The 11,621-nt window shown below is 69.5% G+C and carries 11 protein-coding genes; 3 read left to right on the forward strand and 8 right to left on the reverse strand.

Annotation, left to right across the window (positions count from 1 at the left end):
• Positions 1-71 precede the first annotated feature (71 nt).
• The gene (locus BLU81_RS37780; RefSeq protein ID WP_231953707.1) at positions 72-776 is read left to right on the forward strand and encodes a DUF4245 domain-containing protein; all 705 of its coding nucleotides are present in this window, start codon (positions 72-74) and stop codon (positions 774-776) included.
• Positions 777-781: 5 nt separating this feature from the next.
• Here the strand turns inward: BLU81_RS37780 and BLU81_RS37785 are convergent, their stop codons facing one another.
• Genes BLU81_RS37785 through BLU81_RS37795 form a run of 3 tightly spaced genes read right to left on the reverse strand, consistent with a single transcriptional unit; the run spans position 782 to position 2,634 of the window.
• Positions 782-985: an exodeoxyribonuclease VII small subunit gene (locus tag BLU81_RS37785; RefSeq protein ID WP_092552547.1), complete on the reverse strand. Its 204-nt coding sequence runs from the start codon at positions 983-985 to the stop codon at positions 782-784.
• Entirely contained in the window at positions 982-2,196 is a 1,215-nt protein-coding gene (gene xseA / locus BLU81_RS37790; protein WP_092552550.1) for an exodeoxyribonuclease VII large subunit, read from the reverse strand. Before xseA ends, BLU81_RS37785 begins: the two co-directional genes overlap by 4 nt.
• A gap of 9 nt (positions 2,197-2,205) precedes the next feature.
• Positions 2,206-2,634 carry a hypothetical protein gene (locus BLU81_RS37795; RefSeq protein WP_092552553.1) on the reverse strand — a complete coding sequence of 143 codons (429 nt, stop codon included), beginning with the start codon at positions 2,632-2,634 and terminating at the stop codon, positions 2,206-2,208.
• Between the two features lie 62 nt (positions 2,635-2,696).
• Between BLU81_RS37795 and BLU81_RS37800 the strand changes: the two genes are divergently transcribed.
• Positions 2,697-3,716, forward strand: coding sequence for a 4-hydroxy-3-methylbut-2-enyl diphosphate reductase (locus tag BLU81_RS37800; RefSeq protein ID WP_092558214.1), 1,020 nt, complete (start codon positions 2,697-2,699; stop codon positions 3,714-3,716).
• Here the strand turns inward: BLU81_RS37800 and rmuC are convergent.
• The gene (rmuC, locus tag BLU81_RS37805; RefSeq protein WP_092552556.1) at positions 3,709-4,842 is read right to left on the reverse strand and encodes a DNA recombination protein RmuC; all 1,134 of its coding nucleotides are present in this window, start codon (positions 4,840-4,842) and stop codon (positions 3,709-3,711) included. The two genes, BLU81_RS37800 and rmuC, sit on opposite strands and share 8 nt — an antisense overlap.
• A gap of 54 nt (positions 4,843-4,896) precedes the next feature.
• Between rmuC and BLU81_RS37810 the strand changes: the two genes are divergently transcribed.
• On the forward strand, positions 4,897-5,604 hold the full coding sequence (locus tag BLU81_RS37810; RefSeq protein ID WP_092552559.1) for a hypothetical protein: 708 nt from the start codon (positions 4,897-4,899) through the stop codon (positions 5,602-5,604).
• On the opposite strand, the gene BLU81_RS37815 is transcribed toward BLU81_RS37810, so the two are convergent.
• From BLU81_RS37815 to BLU81_RS37830, 4 genes are all read right to left on the reverse strand, one after another.
• Positions 5,601-6,140 carry a hypothetical protein gene (locus BLU81_RS37815; protein ID WP_092558216.1) on the reverse strand — a complete coding sequence of 180 codons (540 nt, stop codon included), beginning with the start codon at positions 6,138-6,140 and terminating at the stop codon, positions 5,601-5,603. The two genes, BLU81_RS37810 and BLU81_RS37815, sit on opposite strands and share 4 nt — an antisense overlap.
• A 23-nt stretch (positions 6,141-6,163) precedes the next feature.
• Positions 6,164-8,689: a valine--tRNA ligase gene (gene valS / locus BLU81_RS37820; RefSeq protein ID WP_092552562.1), complete on the reverse strand. Its 2,526-nt coding sequence runs from the start codon at positions 8,687-8,689 to the stop codon at positions 6,164-6,166.
• A 63-nt stretch (positions 8,690-8,752) separates the two neighbouring features.
• Positions 8,753-10,834, reverse strand: a complete 2,082-nt coding sequence (locus BLU81_RS37825; RefSeq protein WP_092552565.1) for a protein phosphatase 2C domain-containing protein — start codon at positions 10,832-10,834, stop codon at positions 8,753-8,755.
• A 176-nt stretch (positions 10,835-11,010) separates the two neighbouring features.
• Complete coding sequence (locus BLU81_RS37830) at positions 11,011-11,505, reverse strand: methylated-DNA--[protein]-cysteine S-methyltransferase (RefSeq protein WP_092552568.1); 495 nt, start codon at positions 11,503-11,505, stop codon at positions 11,011-11,013.
• Positions 11,506-11,621: the final 116 nt, after the last annotated feature.

An 11,621-nucleotide genomic window follows, 5' to 3' on the forward strand; every position in this document is an offset into this window, starting at 1 on the left:
TTCGTCTTCCGATCCTGGCATCCGAGGACGTGCCAAGTCTCGGTTCAGCGACATGGTTAACAATGGGCTTCGTGGAACCAGCCTCTTCCCCAGCTCCGGCCCAGGACGAAACCACGACCCAGGCGGCGGGCGCGGCCGTGGACCCGGTCTGGGCGGGCGCTGCCCCAGCCGACGCGGCCGTGGACCCGGTCCCGGCTGGCGAAGGCGCGAACCCGGCCCCGGCCGTGGAGGCCGAGGAACAGGACCCGGTGCCGCGTCTCGCCCCCAAGGAAGGCCGCCGCCCGCGCGACATGATCATCTCGCTGCTGGTGCTGCTGGTTCCGATCGCGCTGGTGATGGGTTTCTACCGGGTGGTGCTGGAGGGCGACCGGCCGGTCTCGATCGACCCGGCCTCGTCGATCGACCTGGCGTCGCGCCAGTTCCCGGTGACCGTGCCGGTGGGGCTGACCGAGGACCAGGACTGGCACGTCACGTCGGCGAACTTCCGCCGGGAGAACGACGGGGCCACTCTGCGACTCGGTTACGTCCCGCCGAGCGACAAGGCGATCCTGATGATCCAGAGCAGCGTGGACCCGAGCATCCTGGTCCCGGCCGAGGTCGGCAAACAGGGTCAGCGGACCGGAACCTTCCGCACCGACCAGCGGACCTGGCTGCAGTACTCCGGGCGGACCGGCGAGACCGCTCTGATCGCGACCGAGCCGGACCGGACCATCGTGCTCATCGGCGCCAGCGGCGACACCGAGAACCTGGAGAAGCTGGCCACCGCACTGCCCTGACCGGGTCATTCGTCGGCTCGGGCCGCGCGGGCGGTCTCGATGCGCGCCCGTGCGCCGTCGAGCCGCTGCCGGCAGATGTCGGCCAGTTTCTCGCCGCGCTCCCACAGGGCCAGCGACTCCTCCAGGCTGCCGCCGCCCCGTTCCAGCCGCTCGACCACCTCGGCCAGCTCGGTCCGGGCCTGCTCGTAGGTCATCTTGTCGTCGCTCATGAACTCTCCTGTGCCGCTGCGTGCAGCTCGCCCTCGGCGAGCCGGATCCGAAGAATGTCGCCGGCGGCCACCTCGTCCGCGGCGCGGACCACGTGACCGTCGGAACGTTGCACGATCGCGTAACCCCGCTCCAGCGTCTTCGCCGGGGACAGAGCCCGCAGCCGGGCGACGGTGTGTTCCAGCGCGTCGTCGGCGCGGCTGAGCCGGTGCTCCAGGCTGCGGGCGGCCCGGTCGCGCAGGGTCGTCGCCTCGGCGGCCCGCTGGTCGAGCAGTGCCTCCGGCCGGGCCAGCACCGGCCGGGACCGCCAGGACTCGATCCGCTGCCGCTCCCGGTCGATCAGGTGGGTGATCGCCCGGTCGAGCCGCGCTTTCGCGTGCGAGATCAGCCGCTGCTCCTCGGCCAGGTCGGGCACGATCCGCTCGGCCGCGTTGGTCGGGGTGGAGGCGCGCACGTCGGCGACGTGGTCGAGCAGCGGACTGTCGGTCTCGTGGCCGATGGCGCTGACCACCGGTGTGCGGGCGGCGAACACCGCCCGGCACAGTGCCTCGTCGGAGAAGGGCAGCAGGTCCTCGACGCTGCCGCCGCCGCGGGCGATCACGATCACGTCGATGGTGTCGTCACCGTCGAGGACCTTGAGCGCGTCGATGATCTGCGGCACCGCAGTCGGGCCCTGGACCGGCACGTTCATCACCCGGAAGTCGACGGACGGCCAGCGGCGCTGTGCGTTGACCAGCACGTCGCGCTCGGCGGCGCTGGCCCGGCCGGTGATCAGGCCGACTCGGCGGGGGAGGAACGGCAGCCGTCGTTTGCGCTCGCGGGCGAACAAGCCCTCTGCGGCGAGGTGCTTCTTCAACATCTCCAGCCGGGCCAGCAGCTCGCCGAGCCCGACCTGGCGGATCTCGTCGGCCCGCAGGCTGAGCGTGCCGCGGGCCGGATAGAACTCGGGTTTGGCGTGCAGTACCACCCGGGCGCCCTCGGACAGCTGAGGCGCCCCGGCGTGGATGACGTCGTTGCTGGTGGTGACGGTCAGGCTGAGGTCGGTCGCCGGGTCCCGAAGGGTCAGGAAGACCATGCTGGAACCGGGACGGCGGCTGATCTGTGCGACCTGCCCGTCGACCCAGACCCAACCCAGCTTGCCGATCCAGGCCGTGATCTTCTGGCTGACGACGCGAACCGGCCACGGCTCGTCGGCGGTGCTGGGGTTGTTCACCGGGCCAGATTACGGAAGCCCACCGACATTTTCGGTGGCGCGCGGTTCGGCGTGGCCGGGGTAGTGGCTCAGATCCACCGGGGTGCGCCGTTCCGGCAGCAGTCGCTCGGCCAGCGCCAGCGCGACGGTCAGCAGCAGTCCGGCACAGCTCCAGAAGATCAGGTCAGCGGCCGTGTGGAACCAGTCGATCAGCGGGAACGGGTAGCCGTACAGCAGTCCGGTCAGGCCGGGGATCGGCACGAGGATCAGGGCGGCGAAACTCGGCATCGGCCGGCGCCGGACCAGCAGCAGGATGCCGCCGACGCAGAGCCCGATATGAAAGACCAGGTAGGTGACGGTGAGTCCGCCGTCCAGTTCGACGGCGAGGTCGAGAAGGCCGATACCGAGCAGGAGCCAGCCGGCCATCACCCGGAGCACAGCCGGGATCGATGCCCACATAAGTCAATTATGTCCTTATTCGCCCATTATTCGGTGCGAAACAGGCCGGGCCTGTGGCGGATATCGCAGAGAGGCGGGGCAGGGGATGGTGCACGTACCATGGCCGGGTGACTGAAGCTCGTAAGCGTGTGTTGCTCGCCAAGCCGCGTGGCTACTGCGCCGGCGTCGACCGCGCCGTGCAGACCGTCGAGGAGGCGCTGAAGCTCTACGGCGCCCCGGTCTACGTGCGCAAGCAGATCGTGCACAACAAGCATGTGGTCAACACCCTGGAGGCCAGCGGCGCGATCTTCGTGGAGGAGAACTACGAGGTCCCCGAGGGCTCAACCGTGGTCTTCTCGGCGCACGGCGTGGCCCCCGAGGTGCACGAGCAGGCCCGCGAGCGCAACCTCAAGGCGATCGACGCGACTTGCCCGCTGGTGACGAAGGTGCACCACGAGGCGAAACGGTTCGCCGCCGAGGACTACGACATCCTCCTCATCGGCCACGAAGGTCACGAGGAGGTCGTCGGCACCGCCGGTGAGGCTCCGAGACACATCCAGCTCGTCGACGGCCCCGACAGCGTGGACAACATCGTGATCCGTGACCCGTCGAAAGTCGTCTGGCTGTCGCAGACCACCCTCTCGGTCGACGAGACGATGGAGACGGTGGCCCGGCTCAAGACGAGACTGCCGCTGCTCCAGTCGCCGCCGAGCGACGACATCTGCTATGCCACGTCCAACCGCCAGCACGTGATCAAAGAGATCGCGCCGGAGTGCGACGTGGTGATCGTGGTCGGCTCGACCAACTCGTCCAACTCGGTGCGCCTGGTCGAGGTCGCCCTCGGCGCCGGCGCGCGGGCCGGGCACCTGGTCGACTACGCCTCCGAGATCCAGGACGAATGGCTGGAGGGCGCCACCACGGTCGGTGTGTCGTCCGGCGCGAGCGTCCCTGACGAACTGGTCATGGAGGTGCTCGGCCACCTCGCCACCCGTGGCTTCGGCGAGGTCACCGAGTTCACCACCGCCGAGGAGCGGCTCACCTTCTCCCTCCCGCAGGAGCTGCGCCGCGACATGAAGAAAGCCGCGGCGGCCAAAGCTAGCTGAACTCGGGAGCCTGTGGCTGACGAGGGGCGACCTCCACCTGGACGGGTGGGGGCAGCTCCTCGTCCGAGACGCCCATCTCGGCCATCTTGCGGGCGCTGACCAGCACCCGTGACTCCAGCGAGCCGACCGCCCGGTTGTATGCGGTGACCGCCCCGGACAGCGATGTCCCCAGCTTGTCCACATGGTCACCGAGCGTCGACAGCCGGCCGTAGAGTTCCCGGGCCAGCCCGTGCACAGCGGCCGCGTTGCGGGTCAGTGCCTCCTGCCGCCAGGAGTAGGCGACCGTCCGCAGCATCGCGATCAGGGTCGCCGGGGTGGCCAGCACGATGCCCCGGCGGAAAGCGTGCTCCATCAGCGTCGGGTCCCGTTGCAGTGCCGCATCCAGGAACGGGTCGGCCGGCACGAAGAGCACCACGAAGTCCGGTGAGGACTCGAACGCCGTCCAGTACCGTTTTCCGGCGAGTGCGTCGATGTGCCCGCGCAGGTGCCGGGCGTGCTGGTCCAGATGCCCGTCCCGGGTGTGTTCGTCGCGAGCCTCCATCGCGGACAGATAACCCTCCAAGGGCGCTTTCGCGTCAACGACCACGGTCCGGCCACCGTGCAACTGAACGACCAGGTCCGGCCGTACGCCATGGTCGTCGGTCGACGCGGTGACCTGCTCGGCGAAGTCGCAATGCTCCAGCAGACCGGCCGCCTCGACGATCCGCTTCAGCTGATGCTCACCCCAGCGCCCGCGCACCTGCGGAGCACGCAACGCCGCGACCAGCTGGCGGGTCTCGGTGCGCAGCTCGCCGGAGACCGCACCCATCGACCGCACCTGTTCCCGCAGCTCAGCGTAGGCGTCCACCCGGTCGTGCTCCAGCTGGGCGACCCGGTCCTCGTAGCGGCGCAGCGTGTCGTGCAGCGGCGCCACCGCACGGGCCACCGCCTCCTGGGACTGGACGGTCGCCTCATAGGACAGTGCCCGCAACGACTGTTCCAGACGATCCTCCCCGTCGCGGGCGGCCTCCAGGGTCGCTTCCAGACGGGCGATGTCGGTCGCTGCGCGGCCCCGGGCCGCCAGCCAGCCCACCGCCCCACCGGCGGCCAGGCAGGCGAGGACCACGGCGAGTGTTGAGAACGTCACCACCGAAGATTGCCAGACAGAAAGCACACAGTTTGCGCGGGTACCTTGGAGAACATGAAGGGCGTGTTGTTGATCCTGGCCATCGTCGCGGTGATCGCCCTGGTCATCGCCGCGACTCAACGAGGCGGGCAGGCCCGCCAGCAGACGAGTCTCGCCGACGCGAGAGCCGAAGCCCAGAGGTGGTATGAGCGTCTCGGCGGCCAGGTGATGAACCTGAGTTCCGAGGAGCCCGCCGCGCGGCAGGCGCTGGCCGACGCGAGCGAGCGCTACAACGCCGCCGGTGGTCAGATGCAGACCGCCGATTCGGTACGACAATTCGAGCTGGCCCGAGAGTCCGCTCTCGAAGGCTTGCAGTATGTGCGTGCTGCTCGCCTGGCGATGGGCCTCGACCCCGGCCCGGACCTGCCGCCGCTGAGTTCCGCCCAGGGCGCGGGCCAGATCACCCAGGCCCGTGAGGTCAACGTGCAGGGCCACTCCTACCGGGCGGCGCCTCAGCCCGGTTCGGACACCCCGTACTACTACCCGGGCGGCTGGGTGCAGGGTCGCCCGGTGCCCGCCGGGTGGTATTCGACCCCGGTCTGGAAGACGGCGCTCGGCGCGGGCGCCGGTGTCCTCGGCGGGATGTTGATCTTCGACGCCCTGTTCTCACCGGGCTTCGGTGACTTCGGTGGCGGCGATCTCGGTGGTGGCGGCGACTTCGCCGGGCCGGACTTCGGTGGCGGAGATGTCGGTGGCGGCGATTTCGGCGGCTTCGACTTCTAACGGGGCAGGTGCCGGTCCAGCGCCCGGCGCAATGCCCGCGGGCCCGGCCAGATCTGGGTGAGGTCGGCGAGGAAAGCCGGCCCCCGCGGCGTGTCGGTCAGCACCGGCCCGCCCGCCGCGCCCGCCTGGACCGGGTGGACGCTGTCCAGATCAGCCGGAATCACCTCCAGCACGGTCCGCAGACCTTCCCGGCGGATCACCGCGGCCGAGACGTCCGCCCAGTCCAGCAGGATCGGATCGGATTCCTGGCTGGCCAGCTCCAGCCCGCCGGACGAGATCCGCACCCAGGTCCGCAGCGCGGCCCGGGCCGAGACCGTGTAGGCCCCGGCCACCACCGCCCCGACCAGCATCGCCTGCGCCACGATCGCCCACCACGGATCGCCGGTGTCACCGGCGATCCAGCCGACCACCGGCGACACCGCCAGGTAAGCGACCATCAGCACGGCGAACATCATCACGAAGGTCCGGCCTGGGGACGCCCGGAACAGCACCGCATCCCGGGCCGGGGCCCGGACCTCCTCGGGGGCGATCGACATGCCTCCCATGGTGATAGGCGCGCTCAGAAAGCGCAGGCGATCACCAGTTCCGAGGTGCGGTCGCGAAGCAGGTCCAGCTTGCCGATCCGGGCCGCCGCACGGAAGTCGCCGTCGATCAGCGCCAGCCGTTCCAGCAGCTCGGCCGGACCGAACGCCTCAGCGACCGGCACCTCGGTCCGCATCGACACTTTCCGGTCCGATTTAGCCCGGCGGACCTGCCGCAGCGCCTCACCCGCCAGATCCAGCAGCGACGAGTCGGACTCCGGCAGCTCATCCCGGTCCGGCCACCGGGCCGTGTGCACCGAACCGTCCCGCCACCAGGACCAGACCTCCTCGGTGACGAACGGCAGGAACGGTGCGAACAGCCGCAACAGCACCGACAGGCCGGTGGCCAGCGCGGCCCGGGCCGAGTCGGCGCCCGGGCCCACCCCGTACGCCCGGTCCTTGACCAGCTCGATGTAGTCGTCGCAGAACGTCCAGAAGAACGTCTCCGTCGCCTGCAGCGCGTCGGTGTGCTGGTACTCCTCGAACGCTGTGGTCGCGGTCGCGACCACCTCGCGCAACCGGCCCAGCATCGCCAGGTCCAGCGGTTCGGTGACCGGCGCGCTCGCCGGATCGCCGAAACCGAGTGCGAACCTCGACGCGTTCAGCAGCTTCATCGCCAGCCGCCGGCCGACCTTCAGCTGGGCCGGCTCGAACGCCAGATCCGCACCGGGACGGCCGCCCGCCGCCCAGTAACGGACCGCGTCCGAACCGAACCGGTCGAGCAGATCGATCGGGGTCTCCACCGCGTTGCCCAGCGACTTCGAGATCTTCTTGTGGTCCGGGTCGAGGATCCAGCCGTTGATCATCGCCCGCTTCCACGGAAGGCGGCCGGCTCCCGGCAGCTGGGCTGCTCGCAGGACCGACGTGAACAGCCAGGTCCGGATGATCTCCTGACCCTGCGGGCGCAGGTCCATCGGATACGTCCGGGCGTGCAGGTCCGGGTCGGTGCTCCAACCGGTGACGATCTGCGGAGTCAACGACGACGTCGCCCACGTGTCCATCACGTCCGGGTCGGCGGTGAAACCACCCGGGACGTCCCGCTGCGCCTCGGTGAATCCCGGCGGGCACTCCGACGACGGGTCGACCGGCAGCGCTTCATCGTCCGGCAGGAGCAGCCGGTCGTAGTCGGGCTCTCCGGAGGCGTCCAAGCCGTACCAGACCGGGATCGGGACACCGAAGAACCGTTGACGACTGATCAGCCAGTCACCGGTCAGGCCGTTGACCCAGTGCTCGTACCGATGCCGCATGTTCTCCGGGGCCCACCGCAGCTCCCGGCCCCGGGCCAGCATCGACTCCCGCAACTCCGGGTCACGGCCGCCGTTGCGGATGAACCACTGACGGCTCGTGACGATCTCCAGCGGCCGGTCACCGCGCTCGTAGAACTTGACCGGATGCGTCACCGGCCGCGGCTCACCGATCAGATCGCCGGTCTCCCGCAGGATCCGGACCATCTCGGTGCGCGCGGCGTTGACCGTCAGACCCGCCAGCCCTTGATAACCCGCGACCGGGACACCGGCCGGAGCGTCCGGCAGGAACCGGCCGTCCCGGCCCAGGACCACCCGGGTCCCCAGATCCAGGTCACGCCACCACACGACATCGGTCAGGTCACCGAACGTGCAGACCATCGCGATACCGGTGCCCTTGTCGGCAGAGGCCAGCGGATGCGCCCGGACCGGGACCTCGACGTCGAAGAACGGCGTCCGGACCGACGTCAGCCCCGCGAACCGCGGATCGTCCGGGTGATGGACCAGCGCGACACACGCCGGCAGCAACTCCGGGCGCGTCGTGTCGATCTCGACCGGCCCGTCCGGGCCGTGAAAACGCAACTTGTGGTACGCGCCGGGCCGCTCGCGATCCTCCAACTCGGCCTGCGCGACAGCCGTGCGGAAGCCGATGTCCCACAGTGTCGGCGCCTCCGACGAGTACGCCTGACCAGCGGCCAGGTTCGCCAGGAACGCCCGCTGCGAGACGGCCCGTGACTTGGCGCCGATCGTCGTATACGTCAAATTCCAGTCGACGGACAGGCCCAGCCGCCGCCACAGCGCCTCGAACCCCTTCTCGTCCTCGACCGTCAGCCTGTTGCACAGCTCGACGAAGTTACGCCGGGAGATCGCCTGCTGCTGCTTCGGCGCCTTCGCGGGCGGCTGCCACTCCGGGTCGTACGGCAGCGACGGGTCGCAGCGGACCCCGAACAGGTTCTGCACACGCCGCTCGGTCGGCAACCCGTTGTCGTCGAACCCCATCGGATAGAAGACGGTCTTGCCGCGCATCCGCTGGAATCGCGCGACCGCGTCGGTGTGCGTGTAGGCGAAGACGTGCCCGATGTGCAACGAGCCGGATACGGTCGGCGGAGGGGTGTCGATCGCATACACGCCGGCCCGCTCCTGGGAACGGTCGAACGCGTATGTCTCCTCCTCCTGCCAGTGCGGCGCCCACTTCTCCTCGAGCCCGTCCAGCGACGGTTTCTCGGGGAGACCGGGACGCCCGGTTCCCGTATCAGTCATGCGCGCAAGCGTAGAACCGTCCCGAACACTCGGCCACGTGTTTTATCCCGCCCGCCAGCTTGTTCATTGCCGCTGTCCGCCATCGGCCGTGTCGTCGTCAGCCGGTCCCGGCCCTGGTCCCGGCTCTGATCCCGGCTCTGATCCCGGCCATACCGCGATCGCCGTCCGATCGTCAGTGAACGTCTCCCGGTAGAACCCCAGATGCTGCGCGAACGCCAGCAGATCCGGTGGAGTCCGCCACCGGTCGGCGAGGAACCGGCTGACCGGACCCTGTGCCGTCTCCAGCGGATCCCCCAGCCCGTCCGTCATCATGATCAACGGTGCGCCGGGCCGCAGATAGAACGACCGTGCGTCCACTTCGGCCGCGCCCGGCAACGATTTCACCGGACTCGAGAAGATCGCTTCGTCTTCGGCTTTGCTCCGGGTCAGCGGAATCCACTGCTCGTCCTGAAGCGTGAACGCCGCCGAGTCACCGGCGATGTCGGCCAGTATCGCCCGGTGGACACCGGACGGCGACGCTCTGGTCGCGACCACGAACGCCAGCGCCGTACCCGACATGATCTCCCGAGCCTGGGCGTGCGACACCGGCTCAGCCGGATCCAGCCGGGTGCCCTGCTGCTGAGCGGCACTACTGACGTACGGCCAGGCCAGCTCGCAGACGGCGTCGTTGGCGGCCCGCACCATCCGATCCCACGGAACCGCACCGGCCTCCTCCTCCCAGCGCTCCGGATCGTCCGAAGGCGGCGAGTCCAGCAGATGCTCGACGAGCGCCCGGCTGATCCGGTCACAGATCGCGGCGGCTGCCTCATGCGACCGGGCCGCCGAGGAGACCCCGTCCGAGATACAGCCGACCAGCCACTCATGGTCCTGAGTGAACTGCACCGTGTACGCGTCCTGTCGTGGTTCCCCACGCTCCTGATGACTGATACCCCGCACCGACGCGGCCCGGTACGCGACCTCGCCGACCTCGGCCCCGTCGATGGTGGTGTCCGGCGGCGGATTCCGGAACCGGTGCGGAACCCGAGGCCGCACCGCCGCCTGATCCCCCACTTCCCCGACGACCCACCGCTCGTTCGGATGCCGTTCCCACTCCGCCCGAACCGCGACTTCCGGATCCGCCGTGACTTCCGGCAGGGTCGCGACCTCTGGATCCGCCGTGACTCCCGGGTATGCCGTGACCTCCTGATAGGCCGAAACGTCCGGGTGGACCGTGACTTCCGGCTCCACCGGGATCTCCGGCTCGACCGGGATCGCCAGGTAGGTCGTGACCTCTGAGTCGGGCGCGGCCTCCTGAACAGCCGTGACGTCCGCGTCAGCCTGGTCGGTGCGGTTCACCTCACTGGGCGACGTGCTCCCGCCGGAGCCGTCACCGGCTAGCCGGAGGACCGTCGTCTCCGGTTCCCGATCAGTCTGGTCCGGCGCCGAACCGGACTGCTGCCCGTTCTCAGGCCGACCGCTTTCAGGCCGGACAGGCGCCCGCACGAACTGCAGGGTCTGCTCCTCCGGCAGCTCCGCTCCCAGGCCGTACCGCGTGGTCTGGTCCTGGTCCTGGTCCTGGTCCTGGGGCGGGGCGGCGTCGTGGCGGTATTGAACTGTCAGATCCTGCTGCGGGTCCGCCCCCAGCCTGAGCTGAACGGTGTGGTCCTGGTTCTGGTCGACCTCCGCCGTGTCCCGAACGGTTCGGTCCTCGTGCGAGCCGACCTCCCGCACGAACTGCACAGTCTGGTCTTCTCGTACGTACCGCACGGTCTGATCCTCGTGCTGGCCGACCGGGCGCAGGTGGAGCACGGTCTGGTCCTCGTACTGGTCATCAGTGTTCCCGTGGGGCTCCGTGCGTGGGCCGGACGCGCTCCCGGTCATCTGCTCCAGCCGGAAGACGGTCGTCGGCTCGTCGTCGTCGCCAGGCAGGTCGTCCTGATGACGACGGGACATGTACACCCCGGAGTTGCCCGGCGACAGTTGCACCGGTTCGGTGACGGCGCCTCCGTCCAGCCGCACCGGCCTCGTCTGCTCGTCCCAGGGTTCCGGCCGGTTACTGGGATCCCAGCCGCCCCAGGTAGTCGTGTCCGATTCGGCATCGTCCGGAGCGCGCTGTTCCGGTTCCGGTGCCTTCTTCGGTTCACGGCGTAGCCAGCCGCCCACCATGTCGACACCTCACCCCAGTCGGTTCACGTTCGTCAGCCTCATCATCGTCCAGCGATGCGACTCCCGACCACCCTGTCGGGGCCTTCCGCCTGGCACAAGCGAACGGCCACGACTGTCGCCCCAGGTGCGGATCCTCAGGTGCGGGCCCACAGGCACAGACTTACTGATGGGGACACTCAGGTGCCGGACTCGAATTTCAGCAGCCACTCCTTGACGTCCAGGCCCCACCGGTATCCGCCGAGTGAGCCATCGGTGCGTAGGACCCGGTGACACGGTGTGAACAGCGCGACCGGGTTGCGGGCACAGGCGGCAGCGGCCGCCCGGACCGCCGGCGGCCGGCCGGACAGAACGGCGAATCCGGTGTACGTCACCGGCGCGCCCGGTTTGATCCCGCGCATCACCTGCCATGCGTGCCGCATGAACTCGCCGGCCGTGTGCTGCTCGACCGGGATCGCGTCGATGGCGGTCAGATCGCCCGCCAGATAGGCCCGGACAGCTTCACCCACCTCGCCCGGATCGCCGGCCTGAACCGGCTCGCGCAGCGCCGGATGAACCAGGCTCATCAGCTCCGGCACGTCGGTGGTGAAGCCCGCCGCACGCACCGCGCCGATCTTGCTGACCACGACGGTGAACGGGCCGACAGGGGTGTCCAGAGTCGAATGAATAAGCATCGTTGTCTCCTCGCTGGGGGTGGTAAGCGTGGCGCGTTCTCCCGGCCGGCGTGCGGAAATCCGGTCCGCCTGTGGATAACCGCGACGGCCGGAACGGCACTGTGGACAACGCCGAA

Source organism: Actinoplanes derwentensis, from assembly GCF_900104725.1.
GTDB classification, from domain to species: Bacteria; Actinomycetota; Actinomycetes; order Mycobacteriales; family Micromonosporaceae; genus Actinoplanes; species Actinoplanes derwentensis.